This window comes from Armatimonadota bacterium (assembly GCA_031459855.1).
GTDB lineage: Bacteria > Sysuimicrobiota > Sysuimicrobiia > Sysuimicrobiales > Humicultoraceae > Fervidifonticultor > Fervidifonticultor primus.
The window spans coordinates 2806913-2828187 of sequence record JAVKHP010000001.1 but is presented as its reverse complement, the minus strand read 5'-3'; the positions used below and the strand labels follow the sequence as shown (position 1 = coordinate 2828187).

General features: G+C 72.5%; 20 protein-coding genes and 2 riboswitches. Of the genes, 18 read left to right on the top strand and 2 right to left on the bottom strand.

Translation table 11 applies throughout. From position 1 onward, the window contains the following. The first annotated feature begins 20 nt into the window (after positions 1-20). From QN157_12975 to QN157_12940, 8 genes are all read left to right on the top strand, one after another. Positions 21-512, top strand: coding sequence for an NUDIX hydrolase (locus QN157_12975; protein MDR7556505.1), 492 nt, complete (start codon positions 21-23; stop codon positions 510-512). After that, positions 509-1786 (top strand): aminotransferase class III-fold pyridoxal phosphate-dependent enzyme, encoded by a 1278-nt coding sequence (locus QN157_12970; protein ID MDR7556504.1) that lies wholly within the window; start codon positions 509-511, stop codon positions 1784-1786. The genes QN157_12975 and QN157_12970 overlap by 4 nt, the downstream gene beginning before the upstream one ends. Then, entirely contained in the window at positions 1783-4464 is a 2682-nt protein-coding gene (alaS, locus tag QN157_12965; protein MDR7556503.1) for an alanine--tRNA ligase, read from the top strand. Before QN157_12970 ends, alaS begins: the two co-directional genes overlap by 4 nt. A gap of 4 nt (positions 4465-4468) precedes the next feature. Continuing rightward, complete coding sequence (gene ruvX, locus QN157_12960) at positions 4469-5023, top strand: Holliday junction resolvase RuvX (protein ID MDR7556502.1); 555 nt, start codon at positions 4469-4471, stop codon at positions 5021-5023. Then, complete coding sequence (locus QN157_12955) at positions 5007-5357, top strand: DUF1292 domain-containing protein (protein MDR7556501.1); 351 nt, start codon at positions 5007-5009, stop codon at positions 5355-5357. The genes ruvX and QN157_12955 overlap by 17 nt, the downstream gene beginning before the upstream one ends. 15 nt (positions 5358-5372) lie before the next feature. Beyond that, entirely contained in the window at positions 5373-6398 is a 1026-nt protein-coding gene (gene mltG, locus QN157_12950) for an endolytic transglycosylase MltG (protein ID MDR7556500.1), read from the top strand. After that, the gene (locus QN157_12945; GenBank protein MDR7556499.1) at positions 6395-6925 is read left to right on the top strand and encodes a YqeG family HAD IIIA-type phosphatase; all 531 of its coding nucleotides are present in this window, start codon (positions 6395-6397) and stop codon (positions 6923-6925) included. Before mltG ends, QN157_12945 begins: the two co-directional genes overlap by 4 nt. A gap of 155 nt (positions 6926-7080) precedes the next feature. Continuing rightward, on the top strand, positions 7081-8697 hold the full coding sequence (locus QN157_12940) for an HD domain-containing protein (protein MDR7556498.1): 1617 nt from the start codon (positions 7081-7083) through the stop codon (positions 8695-8697). Here QN157_12940 and QN157_12935 read toward each other — a convergent pair. Next, positions 8694-9677, bottom strand: a complete 984-nt coding sequence (locus QN157_12935) for a diguanylate cyclase (GenBank protein ID MDR7556497.1) — start codon at positions 9675-9677, stop codon at positions 8694-8696. The genes QN157_12940 and QN157_12935 overlap by 4 nt on opposite strands. 112 nt (positions 9678-9789) lie before the next feature. Between QN157_12935 and QN157_12930 the strand changes: the two genes are divergently transcribed. From QN157_12930 to QN157_12905, 6 genes are all read left to right on the top strand, one after another. Further along, positions 9790-10149 carry a roadblock/LC7 domain-containing protein gene (locus tag QN157_12930; GenBank protein ID MDR7556496.1) on the top strand — a complete coding sequence of 120 codons (360 nt, stop codon included), beginning with the start codon at positions 9790-9792 and terminating at the stop codon, positions 10147-10149. After that, positions 10146-11111 (top strand): transglycosylase SLT domain-containing protein, encoded by a 966-nt coding sequence (locus QN157_12925; GenBank protein MDR7556495.1) that lies wholly within the window; start codon positions 10146-10148, stop codon positions 11109-11111. Before QN157_12930 ends, QN157_12925 begins: the two co-directional genes overlap by 4 nt. A 119-nt stretch (positions 11112-11230) precedes the next feature. Beyond that, positions 11231-11317: riboswitch (cyclic di-GMP riboswitch) on the top strand. Positions 11318-11440: 123 nt separating this feature from the next. Continuing rightward, a complete protein-coding gene (locus tag QN157_12920) occupies positions 11441-12214 on the top strand; it encodes a hypothetical protein (protein ID MDR7556494.1) in 774 nt (257 codons plus the stop codon). Beyond that, a complete protein-coding gene (locus tag QN157_12915; protein ID MDR7556493.1) occupies positions 12211-13176 on the top strand; it encodes a hypothetical protein in 966 nt (321 codons plus the stop codon). Before QN157_12920 ends, QN157_12915 begins: the two co-directional genes overlap by 4 nt. Positions 13177-13309: 133 nt before the next feature. Next, positions 13310-13384, top strand: a riboswitch (cyclic di-GMP riboswitch). A 209-nt stretch (positions 13385-13593) separates the two neighbouring features. Next, complete coding sequence (locus QN157_12910; GenBank protein MDR7556492.1) at positions 13594-14322, top strand: sigma-70 family RNA polymerase sigma factor; 729 nt, start codon at positions 13594-13596, stop codon at positions 14320-14322. Between the two features lie 65 nt (positions 14323-14387). Beyond that, on the top strand, positions 14388-14744 hold the full coding sequence (locus QN157_12905) for a roadblock/LC7 domain-containing protein (GenBank protein MDR7556491.1): 357 nt from the start codon (positions 14388-14390) through the stop codon (positions 14742-14744). 156 nt (positions 14745-14900) lie between these two features. On the opposite strand, the gene gspE (QN157_12900) is transcribed toward QN157_12905, so the two are convergent. Further along, positions 14901-17141, bottom strand: a complete 2241-nt coding sequence (gspE, locus tag QN157_12900) for a type II secretion system ATPase GspE (protein MDR7556490.1) — start codon at positions 17139-17141, stop codon at positions 14901-14903. Between the two features lie 295 nt (positions 17142-17436). Between gspE (QN157_12900) and QN157_12895 the strand changes: the two genes are divergently transcribed. The 4 genes from QN157_12895 to gspE (QN157_12880) are packed head-to-tail and all read left to right on the top strand — an operon-like array spanning position 17437 to position 21260. Then, positions 17437-19011: a DnaB-like helicase C-terminal domain-containing protein gene (locus tag QN157_12895; GenBank protein ID MDR7556489.1), complete on the top strand. Its 1575-nt coding sequence runs from the start codon at positions 17437-17439 to the stop codon at positions 19009-19011. Then, on the top strand, positions 19008-19325 hold the full coding sequence (locus tag QN157_12890) for a MerR family transcriptional regulator (protein MDR7556488.1): 318 nt from the start codon (positions 19008-19010) through the stop codon (positions 19323-19325). Before QN157_12895 ends, QN157_12890 begins: the two co-directional genes overlap by 4 nt. Beyond that, on the top strand, positions 19322-19564 hold the full coding sequence (locus tag QN157_12885) for a hypothetical protein (protein ID MDR7556487.1): 243 nt from the start codon (positions 19322-19324) through the stop codon (positions 19562-19564). The genes QN157_12890 and QN157_12885 overlap by 4 nt, the downstream gene beginning before the upstream one ends. After that, positions 19551-21260 (top strand): type II secretion system ATPase GspE, encoded by a 1710-nt coding sequence (gene gspE, locus QN157_12880; GenBank protein MDR7556486.1) that lies wholly within the window; start codon positions 19551-19553, stop codon positions 21258-21260. Before QN157_12885 ends, gspE (QN157_12880) begins: the two co-directional genes overlap by 14 nt. Positions 21261-21275 lie beyond the last annotated feature (15 nt).

Sequence of the window (21275 nt, the reverse complement as noted above, 5' to 3'; positions counted from 1 at the left end):
TTGCCAGGACGGGACAGCGCGTGACCGCCGTGCACAAGCGCAGGTCGGTGAAGCGGGCGCGCAGCGCCGGGGGCGTTGTCTTCCGCCGGACGCCGCAGGGGCCAGAGGTGCTGTTGCTCCGGCACGAGAGCGGCAGGTGGATGCTGCCCAAGGGCACCATCGAAAGCGGGGAGACCCCCGAGGCCGTGGCCCTGCGCGAGGTGCGCGAGGAGACCGGGCTGGGCAACCTGCGGGTGTGTTGCGACCTCGGGCAGGAGCGCTACTCGTTCTACTGGCGCACCGAGCACGCGTTCTACGACAAGACGGTGCGCTACTACCTGCTGGAGTTCCTGGGCGGGGAGGACGTGCGGCCCCAGCGCGAGGAAGGGTTCGTGGCGGCGGAGTGGGTGCCGGTGGACGAGGCCCTGCGGCGGATCAAGTACAAGGAGACGCGCGAGATCGTCCGGCGCGCGCGTGCCGCCCTCGCCGAGCTGGAAGCGTCGCGCGTGGCGGGAGGCACGGAGCCGACATGACCGATCCCATCGAGGCGCGGGTGCTGGCGGTGCTCCAGCGGTACGCCCAGCACCTTAACCCCGCCTGGGCGCGGGGCTTCCAGTTCCTCGGCGCCGAGACCCTGGAGGTCGAGGCCGAAGGAGCCATCATCCGCGACGCGTACGGCCGGGAGTTCATCGACTTCGCGTGCGGGCCGGCGGTCTTCATCGTCGGGCACCGGCATCCAAAGGTGGTGGCCGCGGCCCGTCGGGAGCTCGAGCGCATGCCGCTGTCGGTGCGCATCATGCCCAACGAGCCCATGGCCGAGCTGGCGGCGCTGCTGGCCGAGGTGACGCCCGGCGACCTGCAGTACGCGTTCCTCTGCAACAGCGGCGCCGAGGCCAACGAGGCCGCCCTCAAGCTGGCGCGGGCGGCCACCGGCCGGTCGGAGATCGTGGCGATGGTGGGGGCGTTCCACGGCAAGACCTTCGGCGCGCTGTCGGTGTCGGGCCGCGACCTGTACAGGACGCCCTTCGCGCCCCTGCTGCCCGGGGTGACCCACGTGCCCTACGGCGACGTCGACGCCCTGGAACGCGCCGTCGGCCCCGCGACCGCTGCCGTGATCCTGGAGCCGATCCAGGGCGAGAACGGCGTGATCCTGCCGCCCGACGGCTACCTGCAGGCCGTGCGCGCGCTGTGCGACCGCACCGGTGCGCTGCTGATCGTCGACGAGGTGCAGACCGGCATGGGGCGCACGGGCACCATGTGGGCGTGCGAGCGGGAGGGGGTGGTCCCCGACATCCTCACCGCGGCCAAGGGGCTGGGCGGCGGCGTGGCGCCGGTGGGGGCCATGATCGCCCGGCCGCACCTCTGGGAGCCGTTGATCAAGCACCCGTACATGCACACCACCACCTTCGGCAACCGCCTGGGCTGGGCGGCCGCGGTGGCCACGATCCGCGTGATCCAGGAGGAAGGGCTGCTGGCGCGGGCGACGGCCATCGGCGACCGCTTGCTGGCCGGCCTGCGGCGCCTGGCGGCCACGGCTCCGGACCTGATCGCCGGGGTGCGGGGGCGCGGGTGCCTGGTGGGCGTGGAGTTCCGAGAGGCCGACGTGGCGTTCCTGGTGATGGCCGGCCTGTTCCAGCGCCAGGTGCTCGGGTTCCACGCCCTCAACCGGCCCGAGGTGATCCGGTTCGCGCCGCCGTTGGTCGCCACCGACGCGCAGACCGACCGGGTGGTGGCTGCCTTCGGCGAGGCGCTGGACGAGGCCCGGGCCCTGCTGAGCGAGGTGACGCTCCCATCGACGTCGGCGTGACCGCATCGCCCCTGACCCAGCCGGTCGGCGGCCTGGCCCTGGCGCGGCGCTTCCTGGAGTTCTTCGCGGCGCGGGGGCACGTGATCGTGCCGGGCTCGTCACTCGTGCCCGCGGACGACCCCACGCTGCTGTTCACCAACGCGGGCATGGTGCAGTTCAAGGACGTGTTCCTGGGCCGCGAGCGCCGCTCGTACACCCGCGCGGCGACGCTGCAGCGATGCCTGCGGGTCTCGGGCAAGCACAACGACCTGGAGGCCGTCGGGCCCAGTCCGCGGCACCACACCCTGTTCTTCATGCTGGGGAACTTCAGCTTCGGCGACTACTTCAAGCCCGAGGCGATCGCCTGGGCCTGGGAGTTCGTCACCCGCGAGCTGGCGATTCCGCAGGACCGCCTGGTGGTGACGGTATTAGAGGGCGACCAGGAGGCCGAGGCCGCCTGGCGCGCCCTGGGCATTCCGGCGGCGCGCCTGCTGCGCATGGGCGAGGCCACCAACTTCTGGTCGATGGGCGATGTCGGCCCTTGCGGGCCGACGTCCGAGCTGCACTACGACTGGGGACCCGCCGCGTGCACGTGCGGACGGCCCGACTGCAGTGTCGCCCTGGACAACGGGTGCGGGCGCTGGCTGGAGATCTGGAACCTGGTGTTCATGCAGTACGACCAGGCCGCCGACGGCACGCGCACGCCCCTGCCCCGGCCGGGGGTCGACACCGGCATGGGGCTCGAGCGGATCGCCGCGGTGATCCAGCAGGCGCCCACGAACTACGACACCGACCTGTTCGCGCCCATCCTCGACCGCATCCAGCGGCTGCTGGGGCATTCGGCGGCGCAGCGCGCCGCAGCCATCGTGCCCTACCGGGTGATCGCCGACCACACCCGCGCGGCCACGTTCCTGATCGCCGACGGCGTGCTGCCGGGCAACGAGGGCCGGGCCTACGTGCTGCGCATGATCCTCCGGCGCGCCATGCGCTTTGGGCGCCGGGCCGGGTTCGACGGGCCCTTCCTGGGGCAGGTGGCGGCGGCGGTCGTCGACCTGATGGGCGAGGAGTTTCCGGAGCTGGTGCGCCAGCAGGCGTTCATCACCGAGGTCCTGGAGGCCGAAGAACAGCGGTTCTCGCAGACGCTGGCCGCCGGTCTCGAGCGCCTGGGCGAGGTGATCGCCCAGGCCCGGGCACGGGGGGCCCGGGAGCTCGCGGGCGCCGACGTCTTTCGGCTCTACGACACCTACGGGTTCCCGCTGGAGATGACGCGCGACGTGGCCGCGGAGGCCGGCCTGGGCGTGGACGAGGCCGGGTTCCGCGCGGCCCTCGAGGAGCAGCGCCGGCGCAGCCGGGCCGAGACCGCCGAGGCGGTGACCCGCGTGGAGGGGAGCGCGATCGAGGCGCTGCGCGAACGCGGCGTCGCCGACACCGTATTCGTCGGCTACACCCGCGCCCGCGCCACCGCCCGGGTGGTGGCCCTGCTCCGCGACGGCGTCCCCGTCGACGCGGCCCGGGCGGGCGACGAGGTGATCGTGGTCCTGGACCGCACGCCGTTCTACGCCGAGGCGGGCGGCCAGGTGGGCGACACCGGGGAGCTGACCGCGCGCGGCGTGCGGGTGACGGTCACGGACACGCGGCGCCTGACGCCCGGGGTGGTCGGGCACTACGGGCGCGTCGAGGAGGGCCGGCTGCGCACCGGGCAGCGGGTACGGGCCGCCATCGACGTCGCGCGCCGTGCAGCCATCATGCGCAGCCACACGGCCACCCACCTGCTCCACCGGGCGCTGCAGGAGGTGCTGGGCGAGCACGCGCGGCAGGCCGGCTCGCTGGTGGCGCCCGACCGGCTGCGCTTCGACTTCACGCACCTGCAGCCCCTGTCGGCCGAGCAGCGGGAGGCCATCGAGCGCCGGGTCAACGCCGTGGTGCTGGAGGGCCGGCGCGTGCGCGCGACGGTGATGCCCCTGGAGCAGGCGCTGCGCCTGGGCGCCATGGCGCTCTTCGGCGAGAAGTACGGCGAGCGCGTGCGCGTGGTGACCGTGGCCGACTACAGCCGGGAGCTGTGCGGCGGCACGCACCTGCGCTCGACCGCCGCCGTCGGGCTGTTCCTCATCACCGCCGAGGTGGGCGTGGCCGCGGGCGTGCGCCGCATCGAGGCGCTGACGGGGCTCGCGGCCTACGACCGCGCCCGCGCTGCGGAGCGCACGCTGGCCGAGCTGGCCGCGCAGCTGCGGGTGCCGCCGGCCGAGGTGCCCGAGCGTGTGCGCCGCCTGCAGCACGAGGTGCGGACGCTGCAGCGGCTGCGCGAGACGCAGGCGCAGGGTCCTCCCGCGGGCCCGGACCTCGCCGCGGCCACGACCGACGTGGACGGCGTGCGGGTCGCCACCGCCCGCTTCGACGGGGCGACCCACGACACGCTGCGCGCGGCCGGCGACCGCCTGCGGGCGCAGGTCGGCCAGGGCGTGGTCGTCGTCGGGAGCGCGGTGGGCGATCGCGTGCACCTGGTGGCGATGGTCACGCCCGACCTGCACGCGCGCGGCCTGCGGGCCGATGCGCTGCTGCGCGCGGTGGCCGCGCGCGTGGGCGGCACGGGCGGTGGCCGCGCGGACCTGGCCCAGGGCGGCGGTCGCGATCCCGCGGCCCTCGACGCCGCACTGGCCGCCGTGCCCGCCGAAGTGCGGCGGCTGCTGGGCGGCAGCTAGGCCGGTGCGCGTGCTCGCCATCGACCCCGGCACGCGCCGGCTCGGGCTCGCCATCAGCGATCCGACCGGGACCATCGCCATGCCTCACGCCGTCTTGGTGCGCGCGGGGTGGGCTCGCGACCTGGCGCGGTTGCGGGCCATCGTGGCCGCCTGGGGCGTGACCGAGGTCGTCGTGGGCCGTCCGCTGACCCTGCGGGGCGAAGCGGGCGCGCAGGCGCGTGCGGCGGCGGCGTTCGCGCAGCGCCTGCGCGCGGCCCTGGACGTGCCGGTGCACGAGGTGGACGAACGCCTCTCGACGGCGGCGGCCCAGCGTGCCATGCGCGAGGGCGGCGCGCGGGCCATCCGCGGCCGCGTCGACGCCATAGCGGCGGCGCTCGTCCTGCAGACGTACCTCGACCGCGGGCGGCTCCGGCCGATCGAGGCTGGCGCACCGCCAACGTCGGCGCCGCCGGCGCGCGGCGACTGGTCGGCGGTCGGGCAAGGTGCTATGCTCGGCGCGGAACGCAGGCGACGTGGCAGCCGGCGGGGGCGGGAGGTGCGGCGTGGTCGAAGACGGTGACGTGATTACGCTCCAGGACGAGCACGGGCTGGAGCACCGGTTTACCCTGGTGGACGTCGTCGACGTGGGCGGGGTTCGCTACGCGGTGTTGCAGCCCGAGGAACAGGACGACGACCCGGCGGCAGTCGTGTTCCGCATCGAGGGCGAGGACCACCTGGTGCCGATCGAGGACGACGAGGAGCTGAGCCGCGTCATGGCCGAACTCGAGGAGCGCTACAACGACGTGACCCTCGACGACGAGGACGACGACGACCTCGATCTCCTCGACGAGACCGAGGGGTTCGCGACGAACGGCGAGCCCGACGAGGACGACGAGGACCCGGAGGACGCTTAGGGCCTCCGGCCTGCGGTGGCGGCACACCAGGGCACACCACCCCGGGCGCGGCGGCTGTGGATGGCCGTGGCGGGTAGTGCTGCCGCTGCGGCGCTGGTGGCGGTCGGCGCCGGCTGGTGGGTGCTGGGGCCGGTCGGCGGCGGGGAAGCCCGCGTCGTTGTCATCCCGTCGGGCGCCTCGGCCTGGGCGATCGGCCGGCAGCTGCGCGACGCCGGCCTGGTGCGGGCGCCGGTGTCGCTGGTGGCGGCCGCGGCGCTGCAGCGGCGCCTGGGGACGCTGCAGCCCGGCGAGTACGTCTTCCACCCGTCACAGAGCGCGTGGGAGATCGCCGGCCGCATCGCCCGCGGGGCCGTGCGTCTCCATCGGGTGACGGTCCCGGAAGGGTACACGGTCCGCCAGATCGCCGACCTGCTGGCCGGGATGGGGCTGGTCGACCGCGACCGCTTCCTCGACCTGGCGTTGCGGCAGGGCCGCACCTTGGGGCGGCCGTGGCTGGACGCGCTGCCCTCCGACAGCCTGGAGGGCTACCTCTTCCCCGACACCTACTATCTGCCGCGCGGGCTGCGCGAGGAAGCCGTGATCGGGACGATGCTCGACCGCTTCGAGGCCGCAGTCGGCGAATCGCTGCGCGCGGCTGCTGCGGCGCGCGGTCTTGGCCTGCACGACCTCGTGACGGTCGCCTCGATGGTCGAACGCGAGGCCCAGGTACCCGACGAACGGCCGGTGATCGCCGGCGTGATCTACAACCGCCTGGCGCGGGGGATGAGGTTGGAGATCGACGCCACGGTGCTCTACGCGCTCGGGTACCACAAGCCGGTGGTGACCGCGGCCGACCTCGCCGTGGACTCGCCGTACAACACCTACCGGCGGGCCGGCCTGCCGCCCGGCCCCATCGCCAGCCCGGGCGTGGCCGCGCTGGAGGCCGCCGCCCATCCTGCCGCCGTGCCCTACCTGTACTACGTGCGGCGGCCCGATGGCCGCCACCACTTCAGCCGCACGTTCGCCGAGCACCTGGACGCGGTGCGCCGCTACCGCCCGTGAGCCGGCTGTGGCGCCTGCTGGCGCCCCGGCACCGCGTCTCGGGTGTCGCAGCCCTGTCACCGGCCCTGCTACGGGCGTGGGGCATCGACGCGGTGATGCTCGATCTCGACAACACCCTGGTCCCGTGGGGCGCAGACGCACCTCCGCCCGACGTGGTGGCCTGGCTGGCGACGTTGCGGCAGGCGGGGATCGCCGCCTGCCTGGTGTCCAACAGCCTCTCGGGCCGCGTCCGGCGCGCTGCCCGTCTGCTGGGCCTGCCCGTGGCCGCAGGGCGGTTCAAGCCCAGCGCCGCCAAGCTGCGCCGCGCCCTGGCCATCATGGGCACCGCGCCGGCGCGCACGGCCATGGTGGGCGACCAGCTCTTCACCGACGTGCTGGCGGGCAACCGCCTTGGGGTGCCCACGATCCTGGTGGCACCGCTCAGCCCGCGCGAGCCGTGGCGCGTGCGCCTCGTGCGCGCGCTCGAGCGGCGGGTGCTGGCGGCGCTGGCCGCGCGGGGCCTGCTCAGTCCCGCCTCCGAGGGCTGACCCCGACCGCGGGGCTTGCCGTGTCTGACCCGCACGACCGCAGGGCACAAGCTATTGGCCACGTCGAACTCGTGGGTCTAGACGTCTGACCATCACGACCACCGGGCATAACCTCTCTGCGCCCGCGGCCCGGTCGGGGGCCGGCGCGCGTGTCGATGCGAACGGTCCTGCCTCGCGGTGGCTTCGACTGGTGGGCCCTCTACCTTCGAGGGCTTGTGGCACTCTTCGGCGTCGCGATGCTCGTGGTCGGCGCGCCTCCAGACCGTCCGGTGCCTCTGGTGGCCATCCCCCTGGTGCTGCTGCTGGTACCCGCCGGGATCCTGAGCGTGCGGGAGGAGACATCGCGCGGGACCCACCGGGTCGCGGCCTACGCTGGCACGGCCCTGGAACTCTTGATCGTCACCCTGTTGGTGTACGTGACGGGCGGAACGGGCAGCCTCTTCTACGTGTTCTATGTGCCCGTGCTCATCTGGGGCACGGCCGGGCGCGGGCTGCTGGCCGGCGTCATTGGCGGGTGGGTGGCGGCGCTGGGGTACGCTCTCGCCGTTGGCCTTCGCCAGGCGCCGACCCTCGAGGCGCTGTCCCGGACAGCGCTCCTGGCCTTGCTCGGACTGCTCGTCGGGGTCCTCGAGCAGCGTCGTGCCGATGCCATGACGGCCGCCCTGCGCGGGGCCGAGGAGCTCGCGCGGCGCGCGCGTGTGGCAGCCGAACTGCAGGCGGTGGTGGACGCGATGGCGGGCCTGGCGCTCGCGGACCGGGCGCGGCGCGTGCTCGAACGGCTCGTGCGGCTGGCCGGCGCCGACGTCGGCGTGGTGATCGTGCTCGACGTAGAGCAGCGCGCCGTGGTCACAGCCACCGTGGACCCGCAGGAGGCGTGGCGACGTGGGGAGGTCCTGCCGCGCACGGCCGTGCTGGAAGAGGTCCTGCAGTCCGGTCTGCCGCGTACCGCGGTGGACGCAGCGACCGACCCGCAGTGGGCGGCCGTGTTCGGACGCGGCCGGATGGGGTCGGCCGTGCTGTTTCCCTTGCGCAGCGGCGGCCAGACCTTCGGGGCGGTGCTCCTGGCGCGGCGCGAGGTACGGCTGTTCAGCGAGCCCGAGGTGGAGGCTACTGAGACGGTGCTCGCTGCCGCCGCGCTGGGGCTGCGCGACGCCCAGATGCAGGTCCAGGCGCACGAGTTCACCATGAGTGCCGTCAACGTGCTGGCGGCGGCCCTGGAGGCCAAAGACCCGTATACCCGGGGCCACTCCCAGCGGGTGGCCAGCAGCGCGGTGGCCATCGCCGAGGAGGTGGGCCTGCCGCCGGAGGAGGTCGAGCGCATCCGCTGGGCGAGCCTCCTGCACGACATCGGCAAGATCGGCACGCCCGAACACATCCTGCGCAAGCGCGGCCCGCTCACCGACGAGGAGCGCGTCATCATGAACCTGCACGCGGAGCGCGGGGCAGGGATCCTGCAGGAGTTCGCACCGTTCCGGGCGCTGGTGGACTACGTGCGCTACCACCAGGAGGCCTACGACGGCAGCGGGTACCCCGAGGGGCTCGCGGGCGAGGCCATCCCGCTGGGGGCGCGGATCATCCGCATCGCCGACACCTTCGACGCGCTGATCTCCGACCGCCCCTACCGGCGTGGGCGCACGGTCAACGAGGCCATGGCCGAGCTGCGGGCGATGGCCGGGAGCGCGCTGGATCCGTTCCTCGTCGAGGTGTTCCTGCGCGTGCTACAGGTCAAGCCGCCGTTCGAGGTGCAGCTGCGCCTCTGGCGCGAGCGCTAGAGGGGGAGGTGCCGTGCCGATGCCGCGGCCACGGTGGCGTTGCGGCTGGCGCGGGCGACCGCCAGTGCCTCCTCCAGGCGCTGGAGCAGGCTCTGGTCGTCGTCCGCGTCCTGGGGAAACGCGGCCAGCCCGATGCTCACCGTGTGCGTCACCGGCAGCGGTTCTTGGGGCACGGTGAACGGATGCTGTTCGACCGCCATGCGCACGCGTTCGGCCACGATCAGGCCGCCCTCGAGGGAGGTCTCCGGCAGGATCAACCCGAAACGGGCGGGGCCCAGGGCCGCGCGAACGTCCACCTGCCGGGTGACGCGGCGCAACGTCTCCGCGACCTGCACGACGACCAGCCGCAGGCCCTCGTCGCCCCACGCGTCCCGGATCTCGTCTTCCTGGTCCAGGGCCAGCAGGGCCGCAGTGAACTCGCGGTCGAACCGCCGGCAGCGCCGGACCTCACGGCGCAGCATGATGCCGAAGTAGGTGCTGTTGAACAGGCCGGTGGCCGGATCGATGACCACCTGCTGCCGCAGCCGCGCACGCAGCTCTTCCAGCTGGCGCTGGACGGTCACTGCCCGGCGGTCGCGCTGCCGTTCGTGGCCCCGGATGCCCTCGAGCACGGCTGCGGCCGTGACCTGGTCCAGCTGCCGGTGGATCTCCAGGTCGGGGCCGGGCGCGGCGGGTGCCTCGGCGAGGAACGCCAGCACCACCGGCCTGACCTCCAGCACGACCCGAACGACGTCGTGCAGCGGCACCCCGAAGGCGAAGGCTTCCTGGCTCAGACGGGCGGCGAACTCGGCGAACGGCTGGGGGCGGGTGGCGATCAGCGCCTGGCAGAGCGCGTCGATGCCTGCCAGGGTCAGCCGTTGGAGCCGTTCAGGATCGTGCCACCAGGCAGCGAGGCCCGGCGTGGCCGCGATCCGCTGCGCCCAGCGGGCCGCCAGTTCCCGGCGGTGGATCTGAACGCGTTCGAGGACGGCAGCCGCCATCGAGGTCTCCTGCCGCGTACTACGTGCCAGGGACGCACGACTCCTCTCCGGAGCAGGAAGCACGCAGGTGGCGGCGAACAGGGCGGCGAATAGTAAATTTTTACGTCGGACCATGGGCACGAGGCTGCGCGGGATCCTGCAGGAGCTGGTCGGCGACGATACGCGAGCAGCCGCAGTGCTCAGCATGGACGGCGACGTCGTCGAGGCGGTGACCAAGGGCGGCGCCGCCGACCTGACGCGGGTCAGCGCGGACCTGGCGGCGCTGGTGAAGGTGGGGGCCTACTGCATCCGCAAGCTGGACGGCGGCGAACTCGACTTCATCACGCTCACCACCGACAGCCTGTCGGTGCTCGTGGTGGCCATGGGGCAGCAGCACTACCTCGCCACGGTGCTGGACGCGGGCGGCAACGTCGCGCGCGCACGGTTGCAGATCCGCCGGCGCAAGGCCGAGATCACGGAGCAGCTGGCATGACGCTCCGCGGGACACCGGGCGCGGGGGTCCTCGCGCTGGTCGTCCTCGTCGGGCTGGTGACCCCGGCGCGTGCCGCCGGCCTCGACCCCGTCGCCGGACGACCCGCGCCGACAGCGCACGTTGCTGCGCTGCAGGAGGGCGCGCGCCTGTTTCGCGCGGGCCGTCTGGATGCCGCCGAGGGTGCGGTGACCCGCGCACTGCGGGCGCGGCCCGCGGACCCGCACGGGTGGTTGTGGCTTGGCGCGATCCGGTACCATCGGGGCGACATGCAGGGGGCAGTCCAGGCGTTCGACTACGTGACGCGACGGCAGCCGCGCGATGCAGCGGCGCTGCTGTGGCTCGGCTACGCGCAGCTGCAGGCCGGTCGGCCCCAGGTCGCCCAGATCGCGTTCCGCCGGGTACTGCTGCTGCCCGCCAGCCCGGCGGTCCACGACATGGCCCGGCAGGCCCTGCGTGCCATCAGCCCGCTGCCGCAGGCAGCGATGCGCGGCCCCGTCGTCCGATGGGTGACCGAGGCCGCGACGTACCAGGCGTTCGCGCGCCACTACAACCCCCGTCTGGGGCTGGAGGAGGCGCGCCGCATCGGCGAGGCGCTGCTGGGCTACAGCCGGGTGTTCAACATCGACCCGCGGCTGGTGGTGGCGCTGGTGGCGGTGGAGTCGGGGTTTCAGGTGCGGGCGCGGTCCCGTGCCGGCGCCATCGGGCTGGGCCAGCTCATGCCCGAGACGGCGCGGGCGCTCGGCGTCGACCCCGATGATCCCGTGCAGAACCTGTACGGGACGATTCGCTACCTGCGCGGCAACCTCGACCGCTTCGGGTGGGAGAATCTGCACCTGGCGCTTGCCGCGTACAACGCGGGGCGCGGCGCGGTCGAGCGTTACCAGGGCATTCCGCCCTACGACGAGACCCGCTGGTACGTCTTCAACGTCGCGAGCCTCTACCGGCGCTTGCTCGCCCTCTGACGCGCCGGGGCGAGCTTCGCCGACGCCCTGGTGGAAGGTCGGCGGAGGTCTAGGCGAAGCCGCCGCGGGGTACACAGGGAAGTGGACATCCGCGTGCCGGCGAGGGCCGGTACGTGTCACCTCCGAACGGGCAAACCCATCGCGAGGTGGGGGCGCAAAGCCGACGGGGGCGCGCGGGGTGCCGTGCGGCCGGCCGGGTTGCCGAAGAGGAGCCAGGTGGGCCCTTCGGCTTGTGGCCGGAGGGCCTTCGCGCTAGGTTCGCGCTAGGGTGGAAGCCCGCGCCGCATCGTGCGGCGTCCGCGTACCGCACCCCCGCAGGAAGGCAGGCCGTGAATCGTCGCACCGCGCTGGAGACCGCGCGCACGGGCCCGGCTCTGATCGCCGGCGTGCCCGCCGACGCCGTCGATCTCGACGCGCTCATCGCGCACCTGGTGGCCCGCGGCTTCGAAGGTGGCGTCTCGATCGCCGACCCGGAGACGGACGCCGTGCTGTGGATCCACGACGGCGCGCCGCAGGAGTCGTGGTTCTTCGAGGCGACGGGGACCGAAGCCGTGCTGCCGGCTGCGGCGGGACGCGATCTCCTGCGCCAGGTGGCGTCGCGCGGCGGGACGCTGTCGGTGGTCGTCGGCCTGCCGCCGCTGCCAGCCGGGCCGGCGGCGACCGGCGACCGTGCGGCCGAGGAGACGCCCGACGCCGCGCAGCGCGTGGCCGCGGCAGCGCGCACGGGTACGGCACCTGGGGGGATGCCGCCGCAGGGTGGCAACCGTGCGGTCCCCGCCGGCACGACGGTCACGATGGAACCTCCTCCCCATCCCTGGCCCGAGATCCTGAGTCTCTTCGTCGAGCGGCTGGCGCGTCTGCGGGGTCGCAAGCTCGCCAGCCGGTTCTTGGCCTCGCTCGAGCGGGCGCTGGCACCGCACGGCGGCCGCGTCGAAGACGGCCGGGTCGTGGCGCCGCCGCTCCCCGAGGCGACGTGGCGGCGCATCGTCGAGACCGCCTGCGCGTCGATCGTCGCCGTGGTGGGACGGGGCTTCGTCGATGCCCAGATCGCGGCGGCGGAACACGCGTTGCGGCAGACCAGCGGCGCCGGTGAGGGGCGGTGACCGGTCGCGCGGGTATCACGCACTACACCTGGCCGGGCGGCCTGGCGGTGGTATTCGAAACTCCAGCAGCAGGCATCGGCGCCGTCTTCGGGCCGGCGGGCTGGCAGCTCGTGCCCGGCGGCTCGGCGGCGGCCAGCGTGCCGCCGGGCGCGGCGCGGGCGCATCTACCGTTGCCCGAAGACGTGGTGGCGCAGTGCATGGAGCTGGAGTTCGCCGGCGGCGCGCTGCACACCGATTTCGTGCGCCTCGAGCGGTTCGTGCGGCGCCTGCAAGCCGACGGGAGCAGCGCGGTGCTCTTCGTGCTCGGAGCGCACCCCGCTGCCCTGGTGATCGCCGAGGGCGCGGTGACCGCCTTCGACCCCGCCGCCCCCGACGCATCGGAGGACGCTGTGATCAACCGCGCAGCAGGATGGATCGTGCACCTGGCGGGCCGCATGCGTGCCCCGGCGCCCCCGCCGGGGCAGGAGACGCCCGCCGCGTCGCCCGCGCCAGAGGCCGCGCCGGTCCCGGTACCCGCGGGCGCCCCGGCCGACGGCGCGACCGGCGTGGAGGTCCCAAGCCACGCCAGCGTGGACCCACCGGCGCCAGGGCACGACGCTGTGCTGCCGGCCGCCGCCGCGCCGTCTGCGGACGCCGTGGCGCCCGAGGCACCGCCGCCCGCTGCGCCGCCCGGCGAGGCCACGTTCGGTCGCTTCTCGCCGGACGCGCGCTTCCTGCGCGCCCGCGGTATCGACGCCACACTGCCCGATGACGTGCGCGCCGAGATCGTCGCCGCAGCCGGGATCGACCCGCTCGCGGTGCTGCCATACCTGGACGGCGGGCGCACCCTGGCCGAGGTCGCCGCGGCCAGCGGGCTGCCCGGCACGCAGCTCGCCGCCGTGCTCGACGTGCTCGTGGCGCGCCGGCTCGCGTTCCGCTACGTCGTCCGGGCGCGGCCACCGGCGGGCGCGCCGCGGCGCTGACGGACGCCGCAGGCTGCGCTCTCATGTCTAGCCGTCCGGAGTTCTGGGCAAAGTTCTTTACCGAGAGCTTGCGGCAATGTTCTGGGCGGACTGTACTGCGTGCAGCGACCGTCCGCCACAAGTGCATACCGATCCCCGAACAAGGCAAACCCACCGCAAGGTGGGGGCGCAAAGCTACGGGACCTAGAGGGTTGGCCGGGCTGCCGAAGGGATGCACCGTAGATCCTCTTGGGCAGTCCCAAGAGGGTCTGCTGTTTTTCGGGGACGGGTGCCGCACGAGGCCAGAGGCCACGGGGAGGCCGCACGATGCGCGGGCGCAGCGGAGAGAATGCGACACCCGAAGCGCGGCCACACCGCGCGAACCGCACGGGCGCCGGACACCAGGCGCAGCGCACCCACGACGATGAGGAAGCGCTCATGCAGGAGTACGCACGGACCCGCGACCCGGCCATCCGGGAGCGGGTCGTGCTGGCCTGCACCCCGCTGGTCCGGCGCATCGCCGCCGAGTTCGTCTTCTCCGGGGTGCCCACGGAGGACATCGTGCAGGTCGGCTACCTCGGGCTGTTGAACGCCATCGCGGCCTTCGATCCCACCCGCGGGGCCAAGTTCACCACGTACGCCAGCTACCTGATCCGCGGCGAGATCCGCCACTACCTGCGCGACCAGCGTGACACGATCCGCAAGCCGCGGTGGCTGCAGAAGGTCAACGCCCGCATCGAGGACACCATCGGACGCTACATCAGCGAGGAAGGTCGGTTCCCCAGCCTCGACGAGCTGGCCGCCGAGCTGAACATCGAGGAGGAGGGCCTGCTGGAGGTGCTGCGGACCCGGGAGGCGCTGCGGACCATCGCGCTGGAGGCCGACGAGGAGAGCGGCGAGCTGCGCGTCGACCGGGAGCGCATCCGTCATCGCACCCACGTCAGCTTCCAGCTCCCCATCGAGGACCGCGTCCTGCTGCTGGAGGCGATGGAGTCGCTGAACAGCCTGCAGAAGAAGGTGCTCTACTACCTGTTCTTCACGGACCTGACCCAGACCGAGGCCGCGAAGCGCATCGGCATCTCGCAGAAGCACGTCTCGCGCGTGCTGGCCTCGGCGCTGGCCAAGTTGCGGGGTGTGATGGGCATGGCCTCGTCGGAGGTGATCTAGCGCACGACGCACTGACCTCGCCCCGGAGCGCAGTCTGCCGGAGGTTTGCGAAGGAGGGTATGGGAATGTCGCAGCTCAAGGACGTGCTGGCCGACCTGGCCAAGGTCGACGGGGTGCTGGCGGCGCTCGTGGTCAGCCGGGACGGGTTCGTGGTCGAAGGCGTGACCAGCGAGGAGAGCGTGGACCTGGAGGCTGTGGGTGCCATCGTGGCCAGCAACATCGCCGCCGCCGACTCCATGGGCCGTGAGATGGTCCGCGGCACCATCCGGAACCTGCTCCTGGAGTTCGACGAGGGCCCCGTGGCCATCGGGCCGGCTGGCCCCGACGCGATGCTGGTCGTCGTGGGCGGCAAGCAGGCGAACCTGGGACGCATCCGGCTCGAGATGCGGCGCAACAGCCAGCTGGCCGCCGCGCTGGTCTAGCCGCACCGCCCGTCGTCCTGCGCGCGCCGTCGACCGGGCGGACGCCCGCGCAGGCGTCGGGCATGCCGCGGGGCGCCCGGTCCCGCACGCTCCCGCCGCCGGGAACCTCGATGCCGTCAGCGCACCGGGCGTGCCGCAGGGCGATCAGTCTTGCGATCAGTCCTGGACGTAGACGACCCGCAGGATCTCGTCGATGGTGGAGACGCCGGCCAGCACCTTCTCCAGACCGTCGTCGCGCAGGGTGCGCATGCCCTCGCGGATCGCCTGGGCCTTGATCTCGGTGGAGGGTGCGCGCCTGACGACGAGCTCACGGATGGAATCGGTGACCGTCAGCAGCTCGAAGATGCCGATCCGGCCCCGGTAGCCGGTGCCCCGACAGTAGTCGCACCCCTGGCCACGGTAGAAAACGACCTCGGTGTCGATCCGCTCGGCGCCCAGGCGCCCCAGGGCGTCGGGCGGGGGGGCGTAGCCCACTTTGCAGCGGGGGCAGATGGCGCGCGCCAGCCGCTGGGCCAGCACCGCGATCACCGACGAGCTGATCAGGAAGGGTTCCACCCCCATGTCGATCAGCCGGGTGATCGCCCCCGCGGCGTCGTTGGTGTGCAGGGTCGAGAGCACCAGGTGCCCGGTGAGGGCGGCCTGGACTCCGATCTCGGCGGTCTCGCGGTCGCGGATCTCGCCGACCATGACGATGTCGGGGTCCTGCCGGAGAATGCTGCGCAGGCCGTTGGCGAAGGTCAACCCGGCCTTGGGGTTCACCTGCACCTGGTTGATGCGGGACAGCTGGTACTCGACGGGATCTTCCACGGTCACGATGTTCTTGTCGGGCGTGTTGAGCTTGCTCAGGGTGGCGTAGAGCGTGGTGGTCTTCCCGCTCCCGGTCGGCCCGGTGACCAGGATCATGCCGTGGGGCTTGCTGATGGCGCTCTCCCACTGCCGCAGGGTGTCGCTGTGGAAGCCCAGCCGGCTCAGCCCGATCATGGCCTGCGACTGATCGAGGATGCGCATCACGACCTTCTCGCCGAACATCGTGGGCAGCGTCGAGACCCGCAGGTCGATGCTGCGCCCGTCGGTGACCAGGTGGATGCGGCCGTCCTGGGGGCGCCGGCGTTCGGAGATGTCCATGTCGGCCATGATCTTCACACGCGAGACCAGCGCCGCCTTGAGGTTCTTGGGCGGGTTCATGACGTCGCGCAGGACCCCGTCGACGCGGAACCGCACCCAGATGCCCTCGCGGTGGGGCTCGATGTGGATGTCGCTGGCGCCTTGCTTGACCGCCTCGTCGATGACGAGGTTCACCAGCTTGACGACCGGCGCCTCCTCGACCAGGCTGCGGAGCTGCTCCACCGACGGGTCGTCCTCGCCGGTCTCCACCTGGTAGTCGGGCACCGACTCGCGCAGGGCCCGTTCGATCAGCGTGTCGGTGATCTGGTAGCTGCGGGCCAGGGCCTGCGCGATGTCCTCCTCGGTGGCGACGGCCGGGTCGACCTCCATCCCGGTGATGAGGCGGATGTCGTCGATGGCGATGACGTTCAGCGGGTCGGCCAGGGCGACCACCAGCCGGTTGCCGCGCCGCTCCACCGCGATGCACTTGTGGCGGGCCGCCAGGGCGTGCGGGATCAACTTCACCACCGCGGCCTCCAGGGGCCTGTCGCCCAGCACGACGTAGGGGTAGCCCCACTGGTGGGCCAGGCCGCGGGCGATGTCGGCGTCGGTGGCCACACCCATGTCGCGCAGGATCTGGGCCAACCGCTCGCCGGTCCGCGCCTGGATCTCCAGCGCCTCGGCCAGCTGGTCGCGTGTGATGACGCCGAGGTGGACCAGCGCCTGCCCCAGGGTCTCCCGCTGGCGGCCACGGCGCGGCGCGCGCTCACCGCGCGCCGCGCCGTGCCGGGACGTCTCGGGCACGGTGGGCGCAGCGGGTACCCCGGTCTCGGACGAAGGTGGCGCGGCCGCACCATCGCCAGGCGCGCCCCCCGCGGGCAGGGGCTCCGCGGTGGGCGCTGCGGCTGCTGGCTCGCCGAGCTTCGCCTGGATCTGCGGGTCGTTGGGCGCCACGGCAGCAGCCTGCTGGTAGGCCAGCAGCACCTGGTCGGTCTCGCCCCGGGCGAGGTGCTTGTCGGCCGCCGTCAGGTACGCCTGCGCCGCCTCGTGGCGTGCGTTGAGCCCCTTGTGGGCCGCCGCCAGGTCCCAGTAGATCCAGGGCTCGTCGGGATCCAGGTCGAGCAGCCGCGTCAGCAGGTCGCGGGCCTCCGCCCAGCGCCCCAGCCGCGCGGCCTGACGCGCGTCGGCGTAGAGGAAGGCCCGCTCAAGGGTCGAGCTGTCGCGGGGCAACCCCACCGCTTCCTTCAGCGTGCGCAGGGCGGCTTCGCCGCTCGACCGATCGGGAGGGGTCATCTCGAAAGGATATGCCCAACTGCGGCCGCTTCGAAGACGTGCGCGTCCTACCAAAGCCCTCGTTGCCGGCCAGATGCGCGGCGACTAGCACCCTGTCCTTCTGGGCATATCCTCGTCTGGCCGGCCCGAAGTTTGGGGGCGCAATCTGGCAGGGAAGTTCCCACGGTAGCCGCACGTGCATGGAGGATTGCGGGAAGTTCCGCGTCGCGTGGCGAAGGAGAGCGGCCATGTGTGGCCGCGACCCGGGTACGCGAAGTGGCCGGGCCGGCCGGGTGAACGGGAGGTAGACCGACACGTGGACCTCTATGAGTCCGAGGTGCGCCTGCTGAGCGCTTTCTTGCGCGACCGGCACGTGATCGCCCTGGCGGTCACCGAGGGGTTCCACCCCGACCTGCTGACCTCGCCGCTGGCGCGGCGCGTAGCGAAGGCATTGCTGGAGCTGCACGCGGTGCCCTCGGCGGTGGTGGACGAGTCCGGGCTGCGGGCCCGCCTGGTCGACCGCGGGCTGCTGACCGCCGAGATGGAGCGCTACGTGGCCACGGTGCTCCAGGCGGCGCCCGCCACGGCCGGCGAGGTTGTGGCGCAGATCGAGGTGCTCAAGGCCCGTGAGAGCCGCCACCTGCTGGTGCAGGTCCACGAGCTGCTGGGCGCCCACCTCTTTCGTCCTGACGGCCAGCAGGCCGACATCATGCAGGTGACCGCCGAGGCGATCCACCGGCTGCTGGAGATCCAGCGCCGCCGCGTCCGGCGGCAGGTGCAGCCGATCGCCGAGGCGTTTGCGCCGCTGTTGCACGAGACCGGGCCCCGCCCGGAGCACAACGGGCAGCTGGGCTACTCGGTGAGCCCGTTCGACCGGTTGAACGCCCTGCTCTCGGGGCTGCGGCGTGGCTTCTACTACGGGCTGGCCGGCGCGCCCCGACGGGGCAAGACCAACCTGGCCCTGGAGCTCGCCTGCCACGTGGCGGCCAACCACAAGATCCCGGTCCTCTACTACTCGTGGGAGCAGACGCGGCGCGTGCTGGCCGCGCGGCTCATCGCCAAGGAGGTCGGCATCAACCCTGCCTCGATCCTGGCGGGCGCCGACGCCCTGGGGCCGGTGGGCCCGCGGGTGCAGCTGGCCAAAGCCGCCGTGGCGCGGTACGCGCCCTACCTGCACCTGGTCGAGGCGGGGCGGAAGGACACCCTCGACCGCATCCGCGCTCACGCCCACAACCTGATGCAGGAGTTCCAGACCAACGAGGTGGTGCTGTTCTTCGACTACCTGCAGAAGATCCCCCTCACCGAGCACCTGGAGGACTGGAAGGCCCGCACCGACCGCATCTCCACCGAGCTGGCCGAGCTCAGCCTGGAGCTGAACTGCCCGGTGTTCGCCATCTCGCCGCTGGACAAGGACGGGTGCAAGTTAGACGAACGCCCCGCCGAGGACACCGACGTCTTCAACCCGTTCAACCGGCCGACGATGCACCATGCCATGGGCAGCGGCGACCTGGAGTACGACCTCGACGTGGCCATGGTGCTGGCCAAGGACTGGAAGGCCACGGCCGACCTGCACCAGCTCATCGAGGCCCGGGCCAAAGCCGAGGGGTTCGACCCGGGGTTGATGCCGCGGGTCGACATCGTGAACCTGTTCGTCGACAAGAACCGCGACGCCCCCGAGGCCGAGTCGAACACGGTGCAGTTCGCGTTCTTCGTGACGCTCAACAAGTTCATCGAGCTGGACTACAAGCTCGAGGACGAGTACCGTCCCGACTACCACGGGTTCGCGAAGCTGCAGGAGATCTACACGTACCTGCGCGACCTGGGCTACGGCCCGCCCCGCGAACCCGCCGCCGCGCAGCGCACGGGCGGCAGTGGAGGGAGGCCCCGATGATCGTCGACAGGCACGTCCCCATCTACCCGATCCGCACGGTGGCGCACCTGACGGGTGTCAACCCGCGCCGGATCCGCGCGTGGGAGGACCAGTACAACCTGCTCTCCCCGGCGCGCACCCCCGGGGGCCACCGGCTCTACAGCGAGGAGGACGTGGAGCGCATCCGCTGGGTCAAGGCTCTGGTGGATCGGGGCATTAGTCTGAAGGGGATCCAGCGGCTGGTCGAGCAGGGCGGGGGACCCGCGGCCGGTAGGGCGGTGGCGCCCGTCGGGCCCGTCGAGGCGGGCGCCGAACGTCGGGGGAGCAGCCGATGAAGGTGCAGCTCGATCGCGAGCAGGTGGTGGTGTTCACCCCCTTCCACCGCATCGAGGGCGACCTGCACCTCCCCTCGACGGCGCGCCTGTCCGACCGGCTCAATGCGGCCAAGGACTTCCTGCCCATCACGTCCGCCCGGCTCTTCTCGCTGGACGGCCGGTTGCTCTACGAGACCGAGGTCGTGCTGGTCAACAAGGCCCACGTCGTGATGATGATGGAGCGCCATGAAACCCTCTAGGAGCATCACCGCGCGCCGCCGCGTCAAGCTCGGCGAGCTGCTGGTCGAAGCCGGCTTGCTCACCCCGGCGCAGCTGGAGCAGGCACTGCAGATCCAGCAGCGCACCGGCGAGCGCCTGGGGCGGGTGCTGGTCGCCCAGGGGATGGCCACCCCGGAAGCCATCGCCCGGGCCATGGCGAGCCAGCTCGGGCTCGAGTACGTGAACCTCAAGGCCACCGCGATTCCCGAGGACGTGCTCACGCTGCTGCCGGAGGAGCTCATTCGGCTCTACCAGGTGGTGCCCGTGCGCCTGCAGGGCGACACGCTGGTTCTGGGTATGGTCGATCCCCTGGACGTCCTGGCCCTCGACGACATCCGGCGGCGGGTGAACCGCGAGGTCATCCCGGCGGTCGTCACCCAGGAGGGCTTCGACTACGCCGTCAACCAGTACCCGGCGCTGGGCACCTCGATCGACCAGGTGATCCAGGAGATCCGTCCGGCCGACGTGGGCGAGGAGGAGCCCGGGGTCGACCGGCTGCGGGAGATCGTCGACGACGCGCCCATCGTGCGCCTGGTGAACCTGATGCTCGTACAGGCGGTACGGCAGGGTGCCAGCGACATCCACGTCGAGCCCCAGGAGAACCACCTGCGCATCCGCTACCGCATCGATGGCACGCTCTACAACGTCATGACCGCACCCAAGCACGTGCAGGCGGCCACGGTGAGCCGGATCAAGATCATGGCGGCGATGAACATCGCCGAGCGCCGGGTCCCCCAGGACGGGCGCATCGAGCTGCGCGTCGACAACCGCGAGATCGACCTGCGCGTCTCGACGATCCCCACGGTGTTCGGCGAGAAGGTGGTCATGCGCATCCTCGACAAGCGGGCGGCCCTGGTGAGCATCGACAAGCTCGGGCTGCTGCCCGAGGACCTGCCGCGCTTCGAGAACCTGATCGCCAAGCCCTACGGCATCATCCTCGTCACGGGGCCGACCGGCAGCGGCAAGACCACGACCCTCTACGCGGCGCTGAACCGCCTGAACAGGCCCGAGGTCAACATCATCACCATCGAGGACCCGGTAGAGTACCAGCTCAGCGGCATCAGCCAGGTGCAGATCAACCCCAAGGCCGGCCTCACCTTTGCCACGGGCCTGCGGGCGTTCCTGCGGCAGGACCCCGACATCATCATGGTGGGCGAGATCCGCGACGAGGAGACCGCGCGCATCGCCATCCACGCCGCGCTCACCGGCCACCTGGTGCTCTCGACGCTGCACACCAACGACGCGCCCGGGGCCGTCGTGCGGCTGGTGGACATGGGCATCGAGCCCTTCCTGGCGGCGTCGTCGGTGATCGGGGTAGTGGCGCAGCGCCTGGTGCGCGTGCTGTGTCCGCACTGCCGCGAGCCCCGGACCCCACCACCGGAAGTCGTGGCGCGCTACGGGCTGGCCGCCCCGGGAGCCCCGCCGCCTGTGATCTACACCGCCCGCGGCTGCGAGCTGTGCAACCACCTGGGCTACCGGGGCCGGGTGGGGCTGTTCGAGATCATGGTGATGGACGACGCGCTGCGGGCGCTGGTGGTCAAGCAGGCCCCGGCCGACGTCCTCAAGCGGCAGGCGGTGGCCAACGGCATGCGCACGCTCCAGCAGGACGGGGTGGCCAAAGTCCTGGCGGGCGCCACGTCCCTGGAAGAGATGCTCCGGGTCGTGTTCGTCGAGTAGCGACCCCGGGACGGT

Excerpts from the sequence above, each read along its gene's own strand:
- QN157_12970 (MDR7556504.1), top strand. The coding sequence starts at position 509 with ATGACCGATCCCATCGAGGCGCGGGTGCTGGCGGTGCTCCAGCGGTAC.
- QN157_12940 (MDR7556498.1), top strand. The coding sequence starts at position 7,081 with ATGCGAACGGTCCTGCCTCGCGGTGGCTTCGACTGGTGGGCCCTCTAC.
- QN157_12935 (MDR7556497.1), bottom strand. The coding sequence starts at position 9,677 with ATGGCGGCTGCCGTCCTCGAACGCGTTCAGATCCACCGCCGGGAACTG.
- QN157_12930 (MDR7556496.1), top strand. The coding sequence starts at position 9,790 with ATGGGCACGAGGCTGCGCGGGATCCTGCAGGAGCTGGTCGGCGACGAT.
- QN157_12925 (MDR7556495.1), top strand. The coding sequence starts at position 10,146 with ATGACGCTCCGCGGGACACCGGGCGCGGGGGTCCTCGCGCTGGTCGTC.
- QN157_12910 (MDR7556492.1), top strand. The coding sequence starts at position 13,594 with ATGCAGGAGTACGCACGGACCCGCGACCCGGCCATCCGGGAGCGGGTC.
- QN157_12905 (MDR7556491.1), top strand. The coding sequence starts at position 14,388 with ATGTCGCAGCTCAAGGACGTGCTGGCCGACCTGGCCAAGGTCGACGGG.
- gspE (MDR7556490.1), bottom strand. The coding sequence starts at position 17,141 with ATGACCCCTCCCGATCGGTCGAGCGGCGAAGCCGCCCTGCGCACGCTG.
- QN157_12890 (MDR7556488.1), top strand. The coding sequence starts at position 19,008 with ATGATCGTCGACAGGCACGTCCCCATCTACCCGATCCGCACGGTGGCG.
- QN157_12885 (MDR7556487.1), top strand. The coding sequence starts at position 19,322 with ATGAAGGTGCAGCTCGATCGCGAGCAGGTGGTGGTGTTCACCCCCTTC.
- gspE (MDR7556486.1), top strand. The coding sequence starts at position 19,551 with ATGAAACCCTCTAGGAGCATCACCGCGCGCCGCCGCGTCAAGCTCGGC.